15 protein-coding genes and 1 riboswitch are annotated in these 18,102 nt (G+C 72.5%); of the genes, 12 read left to right on the forward strand and 3 right to left on the reverse strand.

Annotation, left to right across the window (positions count from 1 at the left end; translation table 11 throughout):
- Positions 1 to 72: 72 nt before the first annotated feature.
- The gene (locus H4687_RS28135) at positions 73 to 1,020 is read right to left on the reverse strand and encodes an RNA polymerase sigma factor (RefSeq protein ID WP_046915898.1); all 948 of its coding nucleotides are present in this window, start codon (positions 1,018 to 1,020) and stop codon (positions 73 to 75) included.
- A gap of 138 nt (positions 1,021 to 1,158) precedes the next feature.
- On the opposite strand from H4687_RS28135, the gene H4687_RS48125 reads away from it, so the two are divergent.
- The gene (locus H4687_RS48125) at positions 1,159 to 3,333 is read left to right on the forward strand and encodes a cell division protein PerM (RefSeq protein ID WP_050399468.1); all 2,175 of its coding nucleotides are present in this window, start codon (positions 1,159 to 1,161) and stop codon (positions 3,331 to 3,333) included.
- A gap of 70 nt (positions 3,334 to 3,403) precedes the next feature.
- Here H4687_RS48125 and H4687_RS28145 read toward each other — a convergent pair whose 3' ends face one another.
- Positions 3,404 to 4,198, reverse strand: coding sequence for a hypothetical protein (locus H4687_RS28145; RefSeq protein WP_050399469.1), 795 nt, complete (start codon positions 4,196 to 4,198; stop codon positions 3,404 to 3,406).
- Between the two features lie 365 nt (positions 4,199 to 4,563).
- Here H4687_RS28145 and purN point away from each other — a divergent pair, with 365 nt between their 5' ends.
- The 3 genes from purN to H4687_RS28160 all read left to right on the forward strand — a co-directional run bounded on the left by purN (position 4,564) and on the right by H4687_RS28160 (position 7,391).
- The gene (purN, locus tag H4687_RS28150) at positions 4,564 to 5,193 is read left to right on the forward strand and encodes a phosphoribosylglycinamide formyltransferase (protein WP_005481073.1); all 630 of its coding nucleotides are present in this window, start codon (positions 4,564 to 4,566) and stop codon (positions 5,191 to 5,193) included.
- Positions 5,190 to 6,782, forward strand: a complete 1,593-nt coding sequence (purH, locus tag H4687_RS28155) for a bifunctional phosphoribosylaminoimidazolecarboxamide formyltransferase/IMP cyclohydrolase (protein ID WP_005481071.1) — start codon at positions 5,190 to 5,192, stop codon at positions 6,780 to 6,782. The genes purN and purH overlap by 4 nt, the downstream gene beginning before the upstream one ends.
- A 237-nt stretch (positions 6,783 to 7,019) precedes the next feature.
- The gene (locus tag H4687_RS28160; RefSeq protein WP_225966850.1) at positions 7,020 to 7,391 is read left to right on the forward strand and encodes a hypothetical protein; all 372 of its coding nucleotides are present in this window, start codon (positions 7,020 to 7,022) and stop codon (positions 7,389 to 7,391) included.
- A 103-nt stretch (positions 7,392 to 7,494) separates the two neighbouring features.
- On the opposite strand, the gene H4687_RS28165 is transcribed toward H4687_RS28160, so the two are convergent.
- Positions 7,495 to 8,073 carry a hypothetical protein gene (locus H4687_RS28165; RefSeq protein WP_046916928.1) on the reverse strand — a complete coding sequence of 193 codons (579 nt, stop codon included), beginning with the start codon at positions 8,071 to 8,073 and terminating at the stop codon, positions 7,495 to 7,497.
- 285 nt (positions 8,074 to 8,358) lie between these two features.
- Between H4687_RS28165 and H4687_RS28170 the strand changes: the two genes are divergently transcribed.
- From H4687_RS28170 to H4687_RS28205, 8 genes are all read left to right on the forward strand, one after another.
- Complete coding sequence (locus H4687_RS28170; RefSeq protein ID WP_005481066.1) at positions 8,359 to 9,213, forward strand: bifunctional methylenetetrahydrofolate dehydrogenase/methenyltetrahydrofolate cyclohydrolase; 855 nt, start codon at positions 8,359 to 8,361, stop codon at positions 9,211 to 9,213.
- Between the two features lie 487 nt (positions 9,214 to 9,700).
- Positions 9,701 to 10,207, forward strand: coding sequence for a DUF3017 domain-containing protein (locus H4687_RS28175; protein ID WP_046920130.1), 507 nt, complete (start codon positions 9,701 to 9,703; stop codon positions 10,205 to 10,207).
- Between the two features lie 840 nt (positions 10,208 to 11,047).
- A complete protein-coding gene (locus H4687_RS28180) occupies positions 11,048 to 12,346 on the forward strand; it encodes a helix-turn-helix domain-containing protein (RefSeq protein WP_046920131.1) in 1,299 nt (432 codons plus the stop codon).
- 467 nt (positions 12,347 to 12,813) lie between these two features.
- Positions 12,814 to 13,803, forward strand: coding sequence for a malate dehydrogenase (locus H4687_RS28185; protein WP_046917243.1), 990 nt, complete (start codon positions 12,814 to 12,816; stop codon positions 13,801 to 13,803).
- Between the two features lie 86 nt (positions 13,804 to 13,889).
- Complete coding sequence (locus tag H4687_RS28190; protein ID WP_046917242.1) at positions 13,890 to 14,696, forward strand: hypothetical protein; 807 nt, start codon at positions 13,890 to 13,892, stop codon at positions 14,694 to 14,696.
- 155 nt (positions 14,697 to 14,851) lie between these two features.
- The gene (locus H4687_RS28195) at positions 14,852 to 15,238 is read left to right on the forward strand and encodes a hypothetical protein (protein ID WP_046917241.1); all 387 of its coding nucleotides are present in this window, start codon (positions 14,852 to 14,854) and stop codon (positions 15,236 to 15,238) included.
- Positions 15,239 to 15,259: 21 nt separating this feature from the next.
- Complete coding sequence (locus H4687_RS28200) at positions 15,260 to 16,444, forward strand: glutathionylspermidine synthase family protein (RefSeq protein WP_046917240.1); 1,185 nt, start codon at positions 15,260 to 15,262, stop codon at positions 16,442 to 16,444.
- Between the two features lie 82 nt (positions 16,445 to 16,526).
- A riboswitch (ZMP/ZTP riboswitch) is annotated at positions 16,527 to 16,615 on the forward strand.
- Between the two features lie 31 nt (positions 16,616 to 16,646).
- On the forward strand, positions 16,647 to 18,095 hold the full coding sequence (locus tag H4687_RS28205; RefSeq protein ID WP_046917239.1) for a glycine hydroxymethyltransferase: 1,449 nt from the start codon (positions 16,647 to 16,649) through the stop codon (positions 18,093 to 18,095).
- Positions 18,096 to 18,102 lie beyond the last annotated feature (7 nt).

Consider the following 18,102-nt stretch of genomic DNA (forward strand, 5'->3'; position numbering starts at 1 on the left):
GGGGGTGCGGGCCCGCTGGCGTTCCCGGGGGCCGGCTGCGGCCCGCGCCCCGGCTTTTGCCCGCGCCACGGCTCAGTGGGCCTCCGGGTGCAGGCGTTCCGGCCCGACGGCGGTCTCGGCCCGCAGTTTGGCCCGGAGCTTCTGCTGGGGCGGGGAGAGCGGGCCGGGGGCCGCTCGTGGAGGGACTCCGTGGATCGGGGCGCCCGGGGGGACCGGGGCCTCGTAGTGGTCCGGGGCCGTGTGCAGCGTGAGGGCGGTGGTGGTGAGCAGGAGGGTGGTGAAGGCGATGGCGGCGTGGATCCAGCGGCGGGCGCGCAGGTCGGCCCGGGCGCGGAGGGCGAGGGGCCTGGTGGGGCCCGGCCGGACGTCGGAGGGGAGCGCGGCCAGGAGGCGGCCGAGGTCGTCGGCCGCCACCGGCTCCGGGAGCCGCTCGGTGACCCTGGTGCGGGCGTAGAGCAGCCGGCCCGCCGCGGCGGGTGTGCTCGACTCCGTCTCGGCAGCCGTGTCGGGCAGGTCGAGGCCGACGCCGTCGTAGAGGAGCAGGGTGCGGCGGTACGGGGGCGGCAGTTCGAGCAGTGCGGACAGCAGGGCGCGGTCGGTGGGGTCGGCCGGCTGCGGTTCGAGGTGCCGCCGGGGGCGGGGGCGCAGTCGGTGCCAGGGGGAGAGGGCGTACTCGTGGGCCGCCGCCCGCACCCAGCCCGCCGGGTCACGGTCGACGGCCACCTCCGGCCAGCGATGCCAGGCGAGTTGAAAGGCCCGCTCCACCGCCTCGCGCGCGAGCCGCCGCTGCCCGGTGAGCAGATACGTCTGCTGTACGAGGGCGGGGGCGCAGTACGCGTAGAGCGCGTCGAAGGCCTGGCCGGGTGTCAGGGGCGGCGGGGCCGGCTCCGAGAGGTCGACGTCGGGGCGGGCGGCGTCGTCCGGGCCGAGCGGCTGTTGGTACCACTCGCCTCCGTCACGGCGCCCGCCTTCGTCACGGCGCCCGATGGCGGCCCCGGTCCGGGGCCCACGCCGGGTCACCGGATCGCCTCCCCAAGAAGCGACCCCAGAAGCGACCTCCGTTGGACCGATCTGCGTACGAAAAAGCACATAAGAACATATTGGGCGACACGTGCAGGAATCCTCCGTTACGCACCTGAAGCGCGTGTCGTTGGGAGCATGGCCGACGTGACAGACGCGACCGACCCGAACGACCCGGCCGCGGGGCCGGGCCAGCACCCCGTCGGCCACGGCCGGTCGGCGCCTCCCACGGCCTCCGGGGTGCCCCTGAGGCCCGTGGCCTCCACGCCGTCCCTGTACTCGTCCGCGCCCCGGTCGCCGTTGTCGCCGCTGCTCCGGCGGGCGCGGCGGAGGTCCTCCAAGCTCGTCGCCGGGGTGCTGGGCGGGGCGCTGGCGGCGGGGCTCGGACTGGGGGCGTTCGTCGCCCTCGTGACCGTGCTGTGGATCAGTTCGCCGTACCCCGACAGCGGGCCCGGCGGGGCGCTGCACGTGGCGGCGGCGCTGTGGCTGCTCTCCCACGGCGTGGAACTCGTCCGCACCGACACGCTCTCCGGGTCCCCCGCGCCGGTCGGCCTCGTCCCGCTCTTCCTGCTCGCCCTGCCGGTGGTCCTGCTGCACCGATCGGCCCGCGACCACGCGGGCGACGGTTCCGGGGTGAGTGCTCGTGCGACGTGGGCCGGGCTCGTCATCGGTTACGCGACCGTCGGCGCGGCGGTCACGCTCTACGCCTCGGGCGGAGTGCTGCGGCCGTCGTGGTGGTGGGCCGTGCTGTGCGTGCCGCTGGTGGCGGCGCTCGCGGCGGGTACGGGGGTGTGGGCGGCGCGCGGGCGCCCCCGGCTGCCGCTGCCCGCGCTCCTCGGCGGCGCCCCGAGGACGGAGTACCGACGGCAGGTCGCGGCGGCCGCCGGACGTGCCGCCGGGGCGGGCGTGCTCGTGCTGGGCGGTGGCGGTGCTCTGCTGGTGGCCGTCTCCCTGGTGTGGCACGGCGGCGCGGCCCGCGCCTCCTTCCTCCAGCTCACCGAGGGGCTGTCCGGGCGGTTCGCCGTACTGCTCCTCTGCCTCGCCCTCGTCCCGAACGCGGCGCTGTGGGCGGCGGCCTATGCCCTCGGCCCCGGCTTCGTGCTGGGCGCCGGACATACCGTCGCCCCGCTGGAGGCGGCCGCCCCGGCAGTCCTTCTGCCCCCGTTCCCGCTGCTCGCGGCGGTCCCGGCGGGCGGGGGCACGCCCGTGTACTGGGTGGTGGGAGCGGTGCCGCTGGCCGCGGGGGTGACGGTCGGCTGGTTCACCGCGGCGCGGGCGGCCGCCGACCGGACGGCGCCGTGGTCCGCGGGGCGCACGGTCGTCGCGACCTTCCTCGCGGCCCTCCTGTCCGCCGTCGCCTTCGCCGTCCTCGCCCTCCTCGCCGGCGGGCCCCTCGGAGTGGCCGCGCTGACCGCCTTCGGGCCGGTGTGGTGGGAGGCCGGCGGTGCGGCCGGGGCCTGGGTGGGCGTGGTGGGGCTGCCGGTGGCCCTGGTCGCACGGTGGTGGCGGACGCGGGCCCGGACGACGGCGGACGCGTCCGGGGGGACCGCCAGGACGAAGCCGTCGGCGGTGCCCGTGGCCAGGGGGGCGGGTGGGGCGGGGCAGGGGAAGACGCCGGGGGAGGCCGTGGGCGAGGGGACCGGACGGCGGAAGCGGTCGGTGGTGGCCGGGGGGGTCCGGCGCGGGGCGAGCCCCAGCGGAGACGGGCAGGCTCCCGGTGCCACACACGGCGGGCCCCGAACCGCATCCCGAACCGATTCCCGAACTGATTTCTCCACTGGGTCCCGTACCGGGTCCCGGGCGGGCACGGGTCGGTCAACGGCGTCGCCCTGCGAGCCGCAGCCTCAGCCGCAGTCTCAGCCGCTCCCGAAGCGCCGCCGCCGATTCCCGACGTGGTTCCCGGGAGCGAAGCGCCGCCCGGTCGGGCCGTCGATCCCGGCCGACTCCTCGCCCGCCGTCGAGGTCGGCGCCGCCACCCCCGTCACCGCCACCGGTCCCGGCCCGGAACTCGGTAGCACCAGGGGTCTCGCGGATGACCCCAGCGACCCCAGCGCCCTCGCCATCGATGACACCGATGACACCGATCACGCCGATTCCACTGATCACACCGATCCCACCGACGCCCTGACGTCGTACGCCGCCGTCGATCCGTACGCCGACGAGTCCGCCGCCGTACCCCCGCCCGTCTGGGACCCGGACTCCCGCGCGGCCCGCTGGGCGGCGCTGCGCGAGGCGTCCGCTCTCGCCCGGGACGCCCGGGACGCCCGGGAACCCACCCCGCCCCCGCCCCCCAGCCGCGAGGAACCCGTATGACGAACCGAAGGCGCGCCGCCGATGACCATCGACGGCGCGCCTTCGCACAGCTCTGCCCGGGGCGGCGCTCCTACTGCGCGCCCAGAATCTGCCGCAAAGGCCCCTCCGGCAGGAGCTCCTTGCAGGCCTTCGCGGAGGTGGTCGTCAGGGAGTCGTTGACGCAGGTGTAGTAGTCCCGGTACACGAACTGGGCCGTGAAGGTGATGGCGACGACGGCGAGGGCGATCGTCGAGGTCACGAGTCCGCTGATGGCAGCCGTCCGCTGGGGCCGGCCGCTCGGCTCGGCTGCCGCCGGCCGGTCCGGGTCCGGGGTGGCGGGCTTGGCGCGCAGGGCGCTGACGGCCCAGTACACGGCCAGGGAGCCGAGCAGCAGGGCGACGTACGTCCAGGCGAAGAGGGCGAAGAAGAAGGCCCACATGCCGCAGAGCAACGAGTACCGCGCGCGGCGCTGGGCGGGGTCCGTCGGGTCCCAGCGCAGGCCGCTGCCCGGACCGCCCTCGGGGCCCTGGCCGGAGCCGCCGGGTCCACCCGGACCGCCCTGGCCTCCGGGGCGCTGACCGAAGGGGCCGCCGGAGGAGCGGCCGGGCTGCCGGTCGCTCCACTGGCTGCCCCACGGCGAGTGACCACCACCGCGCCCGGCTTCGTCGTCGGCACCCTGGCCGTCGGGCCGGCGTGGCCGCCACGGCCGGTCGGGCGCGCCCTCGGGCGGCGGCGCGAACGGGTTGTCGTCCGAAGCGCCTGCGCCCTGGCCCCGCCCGGGCTGCCCGGACTGCTCGGGGGTGTCCTCGCTCTCGCGCGGAGGCGTGGGCGAGGAACTCCGCTCGCGCAGCAGGAGCGGAGGAAGGCGGAAACTGCGGTCCGGCATCAGGAGTGCGTCTTCCCCTTGGTGAGTACGGCGGTGAAATCTACTGGTAGCGCATGAGCTGTCACTCCTTGAACGCCACACACGCCGACCGCGTTCCCGAGCCCACTCCTGGCAGACGCTACCTCCCGGCCACGCCCCCGTCCCACGGGGGCCGTCCGGTGTGCCGGTATCGTTGCTGACGGTCGGCCGCTTCGTAGACTTCCCCGTATCGGGGGACACGAAGCATTCGTATGAAAGTACAAGTGCACGTGCGCGTGCGGCGGACCGGAACGTTCTCCTGCGGAACCCGCAGAGGCAGCACCCGTAGAAGCAGCACCCGTAGAAGCAGCACCCGTAGAAGCAGCACCCGTAGAAAGGGCCCCACCGTGGCCGCCAAGCCCGTGGCCAAGCGCCTCGTCGTGTTGGTCTCCGGATCCGGCACCAACCTCCAGGCGCTGCTGGACGCCATCGCCGCGGCCGGCGTCGAGGCCTACGGCGCCGAGATCGTGGCCGTCGGAGCCGACCGCGGTGGCATCGAGGGGCTCGCCCGCGCCGAGCGCGCCGGGCTGCCGACCTTCGTGTGCCGGGTCAAGGACCACGCGACGCGCGACGAGTGGGACGCGGCGCTCGCCGACGCCGTCGCCGCGTACGAGCCGGATCTCGTCGTCTCCGCAGGGTTCATGAAGATCGTGGGGAAGCGGTTCCTGGCGCGGTTCGGCGGGCGGTTCGTCAACACCCACCCGGCCCTCCTCCCCAGTTTCCCGGGGGCCCACGGCGTGCGGGACGCGCTCGCGTACGGCGCCCGGGTCACCGGCTGCACCGTCCACTTCGTCGACGACGGCGTCGACACCGGGCCGATCATCGCGCAGGGCGTGGTGGAGGTCCGGGACGAGGACGACGAGAGCGCTCTGCACGAGCGCATCAAGGAAGTCGAGCGAAGGCTGCTCGTCGATGTCGTGGGGCGGCTCGCCCGCAACGGCTATCGCATTGAGGGACGAAAGGTAGTTATCCAGTGACCGCCGACAGCACTGTCACGGCCGGCCAGAGCGGCACGAGCGACCAGCGGGTCATCCGTCGCGCGCTCGTCAGTGTCTACGACAAGACGGGCCTCGAAGACCTCGCGCGCGGCCTGCACGAGGCGGGCGTCGAACTCGTCTCCACCGGGTCCACCGCCGGGCGTATCGCCGCTGCCGGTGTCCCCGTCACCAAGGTCGAGGAGCTGACCGGCTTCCCCGAGTGCCTGGACGGCCGGGTCAAGACCCTGCACCCCAAGGTGCACGCGGGCATCCTCGCCGACCTGCGCCTGGAGGACCACCGGCGCCAGCTCGCCGAGCTGGGCGTCGAGCCGTTCGACCTCGTCGTCGTGAACCTCTACCCGTTCCGGGAGACCGTCGCCTCCGGCGCCACCCCCGACGAGTGCGTCGAGCAGATCGACATCGGCGGCCCCTCGATGGTCCGCGCCGCCGCCAAGAACCACCCCTCCGTCGCGGTCGTCACCAGCCCCGCCCGGTACGCCGACGTCCTCGCGGCCGTGCAGCACGGCGGCTTCGACCTGACCACCCGCAAGCGGCTCGCGGCCGAGGCCTTCCAGCACACGGCCGCGTACGACGTGGCGGTGGCCTCCTGGTTCGCGTCCTCGTACGCGCCGGCCGACGACTCGCAGTTCCCCGACTTCCTCGGGGCGACCTGGGAGCGCGCGCACACCCTGCGCTACGGCGAGAACCCGCACCAGCCGGCCGCGCTGTACGTCTCCGGGACCGGCGGTCTCGCCGAGGCCGAGCAGCTGCACGGCAAGGAGATGTCGTACAACAACTACACGGACACGGACGCCGCGCGCCGTGCCGCGTACGACCACGACGAGCCCGCCGTCGCGATCATCAAGCACGCGAACCCGTGCGGGATCGCGGTCGGCGCGGATGTCGCCGAGGCGCACCGCAAGGCGCACGCGTGCGACCCGCTGTCGGCGTTCGGCGGTGTGATCGCGGTCAACCGGCCGGTCTCGAAGGAGATGGCCGAGCAGGTCGCCGAGATCTTCACCGAGGTGATCGTGGCGCCCGACTACGAGGACGGCGCGCTGGAAGCCCTCGCGAAGAAGAAGAACATCCGGGTGCTGAAGGCGCCGGGCGCGCCCGCCGCCCCGGTCGAGGTCAAGCCCGTCGACGGCGGCGCGCTCCTCCAGGTGACCGACCGGCTCCAGGCCGACGGTGACGACCCCGCCCACTGGACCCTGGCCACCGGGGACGCCCTGTCCGCCGACGAGCTGGCCGAGCTGGCGTTCGCCTGGAAGGCCTGCCGTGCGGTGAAGTCCAACGCGATCCTGCTGGCCAAGGACGGCGCCTCGGTGGGAGTCGGGATGGGGCAGGTCAACCGCGTCGACTCCGCCAAGCTCGCCGTCGAGCGCGCCGGGGCCGAGCGCGCGCGGGGCGCGTACGCCGCCTCCGACGCGTTCTTCCCCTTCCCGGACGGGCTGGAGATCCTCACCGCGGCCGGAGTCAAGGCCGTGGTGCAGCCGGGCGGTTCGGTCCGTGACGAGCTGGTCGTCGAGGCCGCGCAGAAGGCGGGCGTGACGATGTACTTCACGGGGACGCGGCACTTCTTCCACTGACCCGCTCATCTGCCCGCTCCACTGATCCGCTCCACCGAGCGCCGCGCCGATGGCGTGGGCCGATGGCGTGAGCCGATGGCGTGAGACGAAGGGTCCGTCGGGTACACCGGCGGACCCTTCGGCGTGTCCGCCCGGGGCGGGAGCATGCGGAATGGCCGATACCCCGGTGCAGAGGCGTGGGTTCCGCTGCGAGGGTCGAGAGGTCCGTTCCGTCGACAGGGACTCAGGGGGTCGGTCATGCGCACCAGGTCGAGTGGTTCACGCCGGGCGGCGGCCGTAGGGCCGGTGCTCGCCGTCGCGTTCGGTACGGGGATGAGCGGCGCCACGGCCGCGAGCGCGAGCGCCGCCGGGGACGAGGCGGTGGTGTCCTGTCTCCGCGGGTACGTCTGCCTCCAGCCGCTGCTCGGCGCCCAGCCGGTCATGGTGAGAGAGGGCGACCGGGCCACGTACAGCCCGGCCCTGCGGGTCACCGCGGTCGTCAACGCCACGAACACGCCCTACTGCGTCGGCGGCACCCTGAGCTATCCGCTCGGGCCCGGCCAGACGCAGAGCTACGACCACGGCGTGAACCAGCTGTCACCGGCGAGCGGCAGCTTCTGCCCGCTCTGACACACCGAGGGCCGTGCCCCCGCGTACGGGAGGCACGGCCCTTCGGGTGCGGTGCTCGGCGCCCGGTCCCGTGCGCCGCTCGGCTGCGCGCGGTGCCCGGTGCTCAGTAGCGCGGGCGGTTGAACCACGCCTTGCCGTTGGCGTTGCCGACGAAGACGGCTATCAGGATGCCCAGCACCAGGTGGACCAGGCCGATCACGATGAACGGGAAGAGGCCCAGGATCGCGGTGATGATGCCGAAGACCAGGGTGGCGACGCGCACGCCGTTGCCGCCGGACTTGAACTTCACGGCCATCATGACCGCGTAGACGAGCCAGGCCGCGGCGAATATGGCGGTCGCCACCATCTGGCCGATGGAGACGTTGCCGAGCGCCTCGGCGAGGGCGGGGTCCTCGGTCCTGTCGCTCGCCGCGGAGACGACGATCGCGCCGATGGCGTACAGCAGCACGCCGACCACCTGAAGGCCGACGATCACCCACAGCATGATGCGGGCCGCGTTCACCGAACTCGGCATGGTCTCGGGCGCGTTCGGGTAGCCGCCGTAGCCCTGGGAGACCGGCGGTGCGCTCGGGTAGCCGTACCCGGGCTGCTGGGGCGGGGTCTGCTGCGGGTAGCCGTAACCCTGGGCGGGCGGCTGCTGCTGGGGCTGGCCGTACGGGTTCTTCGGGTCGCCGAAGCTCATGGCGGGGTTTCCTCCGTTGCCTGGTGCGGGGACGCGCGGCACGGTTCGGAGGAATGCCCTGGAACTTTCGAAATGGTCACGCCCCCCGTCAGTGCCCGCGGCACTGTGACCCAATCGTTTTATATGCCCGCTCGGATGTCCAGGGAGATTGCCCGGGTGTTGTGCAAGTGCAACACATCCGATCTTGGCCGGCACGGGCGGCGATCCGGCCCGGTACAGGTCGGAAGGCGTCCGCCAGGTGACCGGATTGGAACCCGGCACCGGTCATCCGCGAAGATTGGGGCCATGAGCGCCCAGATTCTCGATGGCAAGGCCACCGCAGCCGCGATCAAGTCCGATCTGACCGCCCGCGTGGCGGTGCTGAAGGAGAAGGGCATCACGCCCGGACTCGGCACGATCCTGGTCGGCGAAGACCCCGGCAGTCAGAAGTACGTCGCGGGCAAACACCGCGACTGCGCGCAGGTCGGCATCGCGTCCATCCAGCGTGAACTGCCCGCGACCGCGACACAGGAGGAGATCGAGGCGGTGGTGCGGGAACTCAACGAGGACCCCGCCTGCACCGGTTACATCGTCCAGCTGCCGCTTCCCAAGGGCATCGACGAGAACCGCATCCTCGAACTGATGGACCCCGACAAGGACGCGGACGGTCTGCACCCGATGAACCTCGGGCGCCTCGTCCTCAACGAGCCCGCCCCGCTGCCCTGCACCCCGAACGGCGTCCTCACCCTCCTGCGCCGGTACGGCGTCGAGATCAAGGGCGCCGAGGTCGTGGTCGTCGGGCGTGGTGTGACGATCGGGCGTCCGATGCCGCTGCTGCTCACCCGGCGCAGCGAGAACGCGACGGTGACCCAGTGCCACACCGGCACGCGTGATCTGGCCGCGCACCTGCGGAAGGCGGACATCATCGTCGCCGCGGCCGGCTCCGCCCACCTGATCCGGCCCGAGGACGTGAAGCCGGGCGCCGCCGTCCTCGACGTCGGTGTCTCCCGCTCCGCCGAAGGCAAGATCGTCGGCGACGTCCACCCCGGCGTCGCGGAGGTCGCCGGCTGGATCTCTCCCAACCCCGGCGGCGTCGGCCCGATGACCCGCGCCCAGCTGCTCGTCAACGTGGTGGAGGCGGCGGAGCGCAGTGCCGGCTGACGGCGGGGCGGAGGGCGTTTCCGGGGCGCCGCGGGGGTCGGGCGCCTCCGGTGCGCCCGGCACGTCGGAGGCCTCCGGGACGTCCGAGCGGTCAGGGGCGGCGGGGAAGCCAGGGGCGTCCGAGCAGCCAGGGGCGGCGGAGGGGGCGGAGACGGCCGGCGGGTCGGAGAAGCCGCTGAAGCCGGCACGGCCGGACGCTTCCCGGGCTTCGGGGACGTCCGGCGCTTCGACGGCTTCGACGGCTTCGACGGCTTCGACGGCCTCGGGGGCCCCGACGCCTTCGACGGCGTCGACCCCTTCGACGCCGGCAAAGGCTTCAGCCGAGGCCGGGCCGCACGTGACTTCGCCTTCGCCCGACGGTTCGCCCGACAGTTCGCCCGGTGGTGGGTCCGGGGAGACGACGGGTGGACCGAGGGCCACGGAACGGTCCGGGACGACGACGGACGGGGCTGCGGCGGACGAGAGCGCGGCTTCGGAAAGGGTGGACATGGCGAAGACCGCTGGGACGACCGGGGTGGTCGGTGCGACCGGGGCCGCGGACGAGATCGAGGTCCGTGATCACATCAGCGTGCCCGATGCCGAAGGGAACCCCGTTCGCGGCACCCGGCGGTTCCCGATGTTCACCAGGGACACCGCGCGGCCCGAGGGCGGTGGCCGGGCGGCACCGCGTGAGGCGCCCGCGCCCGTCCGCCAGTGGCCGATCCTCGCCGTGCTGTCCACCGTGGGGCTCGGGCTGCTGCTCACCGCGCTGGACGCGTTCCGGGTCGGCACGATCCTGATCGGGGCCGCGATGCTCGCCGGCGCGGTGCTGCGCTGGGCCGTCCGGGATGTCGGCATGCTCGCCGTCCGCTCCCGCTTCACGGACATGGCCACGTACATCTTCCTGGGCACCGCCATCGTGCTCCTCGCGCTGATGGCCCAGCCGAGGCCGCTGCTGGAGATCCCGTTCCTCAAGGACACCCTGCACTTCACGGTGGGCGACGAGGCGGGCTGAGCCGTTTCGCCCCGCCCCCGCCCCCGAGCGCGTACGACGGCGGTCCGTCCCCTCCCCCGAGTAAGGACGGACCGCCGTCGCGTTCCACGTTCCTGCACGGTGAAGGCCGCCTTCAACACCTGTCAGCCCGCTGTGGCACGGAAGTGACCATTCCGCCACGGTGTCCGCGCCGCGCGACGGCGGCGGCACCCGGACGTCATCCGCGCGCCCCCTCGCCACGTCCTTCTTCCGCCTCGCCTTGCTTGGCCTCATGAGGCCGTCCGGGTCACGTTCCTCTCCTCGCCTCCGCGCCTCCGCGCCTCCGCGCCTTCCGGCATTCGCTGACGCACACGAGTCGCACGCGTCTGTGTGCGACCCGCGTGACGTGGAGGTGCCGTCGGGGTGCCGCTGTGCCGGCAGGTTCGAGGGTGTGGCACGTGGACCTTCAATACCAGGGCGGACAAGGGTATTTGGGGCGGTCCGGGACGTCCCGTGTGGGGACCTGCGATTCCGCCCGGAAACCGGGACGTCGGTGGGACACTGGAACGCTGACGGTGCGGGGGGCGTGCGCGGCGCGCGGCCCGGCCCGGAATGCACCCGCGCGCCCCTTTCCGGGGAACTGACATCCCGACCGGGCGCATCCCAGTGGGTAGGCCAGAACGGGGCTCCGGAGAGGGCCTCGGGACCGACGGGCAGGTCCCGGACCAGGATTCAGCGAGGGCATCATGCGTGGCACGCGGACAGCGGGCACGGGGGGACAGTCCAGAGTCGTACGGAGATCCGTACGGGCATCTGTACGGAGCGTCGTACGGAGATCCGTACGGGGGGAAGAGGGGGGAAGAAATGCCTCGTTGGAGGGCCTTGCCCGATGAACTCGATCCACAGGTCAAGGAGTTCGCGGGTCAGCTGCGCCGGCTCGTCGACCGCGGTGGACTGAGCATCGCGGCGGTGGCCGACCGCACGGGCTACAGCAAGACGTCCTGGGAGCGGTATCTCAACGGCAGACTGCTCGCGCCGAAGGGCGCGATCGTGGCGTTGGCCGAGGTGACCGGCACCGATCCCGTCCATCTGGCCACCATGTGGGAGCTGGCCGAGCGGGCCTGGAGCCGTTCGGAGATGCGCCACGACATGACCATGGAGGCGATCCGTATCTCCCAGGCGCGCGCCGCCCTGGGTGAGACGGGCGGGCAGTCCACCGTCAAGGGTGGCAGGAACGGCAGGGGAGGCCGGAGCGCGACCGTGACACCGGGTGTGGCGGGCCCGGCCGGCGTCGCCCCGTCGGTACCGCTGCAGCCGCGCTCCTCGGCCGACGACAGCGCCTCGCGCCCGCCGTACGGGGCGAGGGCTGCCTCCGGTGGCTCGTCGCGCACCAGTTGGGGTGTCTCGCCGTCGTCGGCCGCGTCCCGGCCCTCGACGTCATCACCGTCGGGCCTGGTCGGGGGGTGGTCCTCGTCGGCTTCCTCCGCCTCCGCCTCCGCCTCTGCCTCGGGCTCGGCCTCGGTGTCGTCGGCGTCCTCGTCCCGGGGGCCGGCCGGGGCGCCGGGTTCCGGTGGTGCCGCGGTTGCCGGTGGCGCCCAGGCCTCCGGTGGTGGCTCGGTGCCGTCCGGTGTGTTCGGCCCGCCGCCGGGCGGTGGGGGCCGGTCGGACGACGGCGATTCCCGGCCGAAGCGGCGCGTGCCGATGTTCCTCGCGGGAGCCGTCGGAGGGCTCGTCGTGATCGCGGCGGCCTTCTTCTTCCTCACCGACGGTGACGGGAAGGATCAAGCGGACGGCAAGCCGCCCACCTCCCGGTCGACCTCGACCGGCACGAACCCCGACCTCCCGGCCGGAGTGAAGTGCAGCGGCAAGGACTGCGACGGCAAGGACCCGGAGACCATGGGGTGCATCGGCAACCTCGTGCGCACCGCCGACGAGGCGACGATCGGCACGACACGGGTCGAGGTCCGCTACAGCAAGACCTGCCAGGCCGCCTGGGCCCGTATCACCGGCGCCGCCCAGGGCGACGAGGTCCAGGTCACGGCAGGCGGGACCAAGCAGACCGCCGCCATCGAAGAGGCCGGCGACAACATCGCCTACACCCTGATGATCAGCGTGAAGGACGCGGGCGATGCCGCGGCCTGCGCGACGCTGGCATCGGGCCGGAAGGGCTGCACGGGGTAGTGGTGCGGAGGGGGCGCGTCCGCCGCGCCCCCTCAGGTCGCGGGGGAGCGGCACGGCCTGCCACATCCCTCGTCAGGTGCATGACGCACCGTAGCCGTCTCTACCGTAAAAGTAATCACGACGGAAGTGGAATGCACGCCGAACTCCGGGGCATGCGGACAGTACCCCCACGGGAGTCCGGTCAGCCCGGGAGGAGGATCCCCCCTCCCCTCCCGGCCCGGCGCCCCCACAAAAGGCGGCCGCTCGGTCCCTCCCCCCGGACCGGCGGCCGCCTTTTCTTGCGACGCTCCGCTCGGCGCGGCAGCGCGGAGCGACTTGTGGGCTGGGCCACACGAACCCCGGCCGTCCGGGATCCCGGATGCGCGGTAGCCTGACCACCGATCTCTCTTGACGCCAAGAGATCGATCATTTGTACGTCCCACCAGGGGCAGGGACGCCCCACCGCCAGCTGTCATACGGAGAACGCCATGACCCGCACTCCCGTGAACGTCACCGTCACCGGCGCGGCCGGCCAGATCGGTTACGCCCTGCTCTTCCGCATCGCCTCCGGCCAGCTGCTCGGCGCGGACGTGCCGGTCAAGCTCCGCCTGCTGGAGATCACCCCGGCGCTCAAGGCCGCCGAGGGCACCGCCATGGAGCTCGACGACTGCGCCTTCCCGCTCCTCCAGGGCATCGACATCACGGACGACCCGAACGTCGCCTTCGACGGCGCCAACGTCGGTCTGCTCGTGGGCGCCCGCCCCCGTACCAAGGGCATGGAGCGCGGTGACCTCCTGGAGGCCAACGGCGGCATCTTCAAGCCGCAGGGCAAGGCCATCAACGACAACGCCGCGGACGACATCAAGGTCCTCGTCGTCGGCAACCCGGCCAACACCAACGCCCTCATCGCCCAGGCCGCCGCGCCGGACGTCCCGGCCGAGCGCTTCACCGCGATGACCCGCCTGGACCACAACCGCGCGCTGACCCAGCTGTCGAAGAAGACGGGCGTCCCGGTCTCCGAGATCCAGCGGCTCACGATCTGGGGCAACCACTCGGCGACCCAGTACCCGGACATCTTCCACGCCACGGTCGCCGGCAAGAACGCCGCCGAGGTCGTCAACGACGAGAAGTGGCTCGCCGAGGACTTCATCCCGACCGTCGCCAAGCGCGGCGCCGCCATCATCGAGGCCCGTGGCGCCTCGTCGGCCGCGTCCGCCGCCAACGCCGCCATCGACCACATCTACACCTGGGTCAACGGCACCGCCGAGGGCGACTGGGCCTCCATGGGTATCCCGTCCGACGGTTCCTACGGTGTGGCCGAGGGCCTCATCTCCTCCTTCCCCGTCACCGTCAAGGACGGCAAGTACGAGATCGTCCAGGGTCTGGAGATCAACGACTTCTCCCGCGCCCGTATCGACGCCTCGGTCCAGGAGCTGGCGGAGGAGCGCGACGCGGTCCGCGCGCTCGGCCTCATCTGAGCCGACGTCTTATAGCTTGCTCCCGCAGGCCCTGTCCCGGTTTCGACCAGGACGGGGCCTGTTCGGCGTGTACGCCGCTATCGTCGGTGAACGTACGTCGTGAGAAGGCCGGCGACGGCAAGGGGGGCATGATGACGAGGTGGGATCCGCACCAGGGGCGCTGGGTGGACGACACTCCCGGGCGCGGCAGCCCGTGGCCGCGCCTGACCGTCGCCGTCGCCCTCGCGGCCCTGCTCGGTGGCGGCATCGGTTTCGGGGTGTGGACCCTGTCCCGTGACGACGACGGCCCGGCCCGGGCGACCGCCGCCGACAGCTCCCCGTCGACGCCCCCGCCCTCCGTCTCGGCGGCGGGCCCGACGGACGACGACGGCACCGACCCGGCCACACCGAAGCAGTCGGACCCGGACGCCGACGCGGGCGACACCCCCGGTTACGTCCACTCCGACGACCCGGCCGGCTTCACCGTCGACGTCCCCTCCGGCTGGAAACGCACCGCGAAGACGCCGACGGACAAGCCCACCGTCGTGACCTACGACTCCCCGGACGGCAGCCGCATCCTCCAGCTCTTCCTGGTCAGCGAGAGCAGCCCCGCCGAGTCCATGGACCTGGCGGAGAACGAGAACTACGGCTTCGCCCGCCTCCCCGGCTATCGCGCCCTCGACCGCTCGGCCGCCGACGACGACAGCTACTCCGAGGTCGTGTACCGCTTCGACGGCGAAGGCGAGGCGGGCCCCCGTCAGGTCATCGACCACCGCTTCCGCACGGCCGGCGACAAGATCTACGGAGTCCGTCTCAGCGCCCCCGAGTCCACCCCGCTCGACGAACTCCGGGAACCGGTCACCACTGTGGTCACCTCCCTCTGCCCGACGGGCGCGACCTGCGTCCGGGGATGAACACTCCGCCCCGCACACCCGGTTGGTCCCCTCGACGACTCGATCACTAGTCTGAGCGCCGATAAGGCGCACACAAACGGCGGCCGGTCATCGCGCAGCGCACAGCGGACCGGCCTCGGTACGACAGGGGCCAACGGCCCGACGGGGGAGCACACATGGGAGAACAGCGCAGGCGACTGCGGTCCAGCACGGTCGTCCTCGGAGGAATGGGTGTCGTCGCGGCGGCCCTGACCTCCTGCGGATCCGATCCGGACCGCCGTTGCGTGGATCGCGACAGCTACGACTACGCCAACGGCTACAAGATCATCGCGGACAGGAACTGCAACACCGGTTCCGGCTCGTCGTCGTACGGCAAGAACAGCAAGAGCAACAGCAGCGGCAACCGGAAGCAGGCCGGTTCGGCGGACGCCGCCTGGTACTACGACGCGGACGTCAGCGGCGGCTGGGCCGACGACGGCACCTTCAGCCGCAGCGAGGCCGTGGACCGGGACGGCTTCGGCTGCTCGGGCGACGGTGACGGCTCCGGCTCCAGCGGCGGCTGAGCCGGCGGACGAGGCAGAACCATGGAACGCCGCACCATCGAACCCCGGCCGGGCTGGCAGGAGACCGTCGAGGAACAGGGGCTCATCTACCCGCTGACCCGCTACCCCGACGGCTCCCTGCGCCCGTACTGGGACGAGAGCGCGTACTACGTCTTCTCGCTCCCCGAGGTCGAGGCGCTGGAGGAGGTCGTCGAGGAACTGCACGCCATGTGCCTGGCGGCCGCCGCGCACATCGTCGAGCACGACCGCTTCGCCGACCTCGGCATCACGGACCCACGCCTCGCCGGCCTCGTCGCCGAGGCGTGGCGCCGACGGGCCGAACTGCCCTCTGTCTACGGCCGCTTCGACCTCCGCCACGACGGGACCGGCCCCGTCAAACTGCTGGAATACAACGCCGACACCCCGACCTCGCTCGTCGAGGCGGCAGGCCCCCAGTGGTTCTGGATGGAGGAACGCTTCCCGGGCGCCGACCAGTGGAACTCCCTCCACGAACGCCTCGTCGCCGCCTGGAAGAAGCAGGCCTCCCTCCTCCCACCGGGCAGCCCCCTGTACTTCGCGCACTCCGCGGGCGACGAACTGGGCGAGGACCTGATGACGGTCGCCTATCTGAAGGAGACCGCCGAACAGGCCGGCCTGGACACCGACTGGATCTCCATGGAGGACATCGGCTGGGACCGCCTCGCGGACCGTTTCGTCGACAAGAAGCTGCGTTTCATCCGCAGCATCTTCAAGCTCTATCCCTGGGAGTGGCTCACCACCGACCGCTTCGCCCCCCATGTGCTCGCCACCCTCGACAACGGCGGCGGCACCGGGACCACGATGTGGATCGAGCCCGCCTGGAAGATGCTCCTCAGCAACAAGGCCCTCCTCGCCGTCCTCTGGGAGCTGTACCCCGGCCACCCGAACCTCCTCCCCGCCTATCTCGACGGCCCCCGCGAACTGGCCACCACCACCGGCTACGTCGCCAAGCCCCTCCTCGGCCGCGAGGGCGCCGGCGTCACCGTCCACGAGGCGGGCGCCACCCCCGTCCTCTCCGAAGAACCGTGCTGCTACCAGGAGTTGGCCCCCCTCCCCGCCTTCGACGGCAACCATGTCGTCCTCGGCGCCTGGGTCGTCGAGGACGAGTCGGCGGGCCTCGGCATCCGCGAGTCCTCGGGCCTGGTCACCGACGAGTACGCCCGCTTCCTGCCCCATGTGATCCTCTGACCTCCGCACTCTCCTCCGCCTCCTGCCGTCGTTCGTATGGTGGACGTCCGGGCCCGGGCGTCCACCACGCCCGATAGGGTGATCGGCGGGCCGTGACTGGCGCGCTGGGATGGGACGGACCATCGGGGAGCGGCCCGGGAAAGATGAGTGCCGTGCGCCTGGGCCGTACCGTGAACGCTGAACGCAACGTCCGGAGGTCCCCATGTCAGCCGAGCCCCTCTCCCACGAGTCCACCGCCTTCCGCGCCGCCCTCGATGTGATCCGCGCCGTCGAGCCGCGCGTGGCCGACGCCATCGGCCAGGAGGTCAGCGACCAGCGCGAGATGCTCAAGCTGATCGCCTCCGAGAACTACGCCTCTCCGGCCACCCTCCTCACCATGGGCAACTGGTTCAGCGACAAGTACGCCGAGGGCACCGTCGGCCGCCGCTTCTACGCCGGCTGCCGCAACGTCGACACCGTCGAGTCCCTCGCCGCCGAGCACGCCCGGGAGCTCTTCGGCGCCCGCCACGCCTACGTCCAGCCGCACTCCGGCATCGACGCCAACCTGGTCGCCTTCTGGTCCGTCCTCGCCGACCGTGTCGAGGCCCCCTTCCTGGAGAAGGCCGGCGCCCGCCAGGTCAACGACCTCTCCGAGGCCGACTGGGCCGAACTCCGCCAGGCCTTCGGCAACCAGCGCATGCTCGGTATGTCCCTGGACGCCGGCGGCCACCTCACCCATGGCTTCCGCCCGAACATCTCCGGCAAGATGTTCGACCAGCGCTCCTACGGCACCGACCCCGCCACCGGCCTCATCGACTACGAGGCCCTGCGCGCCACCGCCCAGGACTTCAAGCCGCTGATCATCGTCGCCGGCTACTCCGCCTACCCCCGTCTCGTGAACTTCCGGATCATGCGCGAGATCGCCGACGAGGTCGGCGCCACGCTGATGGTGGACATGGCGCACTTCGCGGGCCTCGTCGCCGGCAAGGTCCTCACCGGCGACTTCGACCCGGTACCGCACGCCCAGATCGTCACCACGACCACCCACAAGTCGCTGCGCGGCCCGCGCGGCGGCATGGTCCTGTGCGACGACTCCCTGAAGGACCAGGTCGACCGCGGCTGCCCGATGGTCCTCGGCGGCCCCCTCCCGCACGTCATGGCCGCCAAGGCCGTCGCCCTGGCCGAGGCCCGGCAGCCCGCCTTCCAGGACTACGCCCAGCGCATCGTCGACAACTCCCGGGCCCTCGCCGAGGGCCTGATGCGCCGGGGCGCCACCCTGGTCACCGGCGGCACCGACAACCACCTCAACCTGATCGACGTCGCCACCTCCTACGGTCTCACCGGCCGCCAGGCCGAGGCCGCGCTGCTCGACTCCGGCATCGTCACCAACCGCAACGCCATCCCGGCCGACCCGAACGGCGCCTGGTACACCTCCGGCATCCGCATCGGTACGCCCGCGCTGACCACGCGTGGTCTGGGCACCGCCGAGATGGACGAGGTCGCCGGCCTGATCGACCGTGTCCTGACCACCACGGAGTCCGGCACCACCAAGTCGGGCGCCCCCTCCAAGGCCCAGCACGTCCTGGACGCGAAGGTCGCCGACGAGATCTCCCGCCGTGCCACCGACCTCGTCGCCGGCTTCCCGCTCTACCCGGAGATCGACCTCGGCTGACCTCCTC

The organism is Streptomyces stelliscabiei (assembly GCF_014873495.1).
GTDB classification, from domain to species: Bacteria; Actinomycetota; Actinomycetes; order Streptomycetales; family Streptomycetaceae; genus Streptomyces; species Streptomyces bottropensis.

Coding starts and splice junctions, on each gene's coding strand:
- H4687_RS48125 (WP_050399468.1), top strand. CDS start 1,159: ATGGCCGACGTGACAGACGCGACCGACCCGAACGACCCGGCCGCGGGG.
- H4687_RS28145 (WP_050399469.1), bottom strand. CDS start 4,198: ATGCCGGACCGCAGTTTCCGCCTTCCTCCGCTCCTGCTGCGCGAGCGG.
- H4687_RS28160 (WP_225966850.1), top strand. CDS start 7,020: ATGCGCACCAGGTCGAGTGGTTCACGCCGGGCGGCGGCCGTAGGGCCG.
- H4687_RS28165 (WP_046916928.1), bottom strand. CDS start 8,073: ATGAGCTTCGGCGACCCGAAGAACCCGTACGGCCAGCCCCAGCAGCAG.
- H4687_RS28170 (WP_005481066.1), top strand. CDS start 8,359: ATGAGCGCCCAGATTCTCGATGGCAAGGCCACCGCAGCCGCGATCAAG.
- H4687_RS28175 (WP_046920130.1), top strand. CDS start 9,701: ATGGCGAAGACCGCTGGGACGACCGGGGTGGTCGGTGCGACCGGGGCC.
- H4687_RS28185 (WP_046917243.1), top strand. CDS start 12,814: ATGACCCGCACTCCCGTGAACGTCACCGTCACCGGCGCGGCCGGCCAG.
- H4687_RS28195 (WP_046917241.1), top strand. CDS start 14,852: ATGGGAGAACAGCGCAGGCGACTGCGGTCCAGCACGGTCGTCCTCGGA.
- H4687_RS28200 (WP_046917240.1), top strand. CDS start 15,260: ATGGAACGCCGCACCATCGAACCCCGGCCGGGCTGGCAGGAGACCGTC.
- H4687_RS28205 (WP_046917239.1), top strand. CDS start 16,647: ATGTCAGCCGAGCCCCTCTCCCACGAGTCCACCGCCTTCCGCGCCGCC.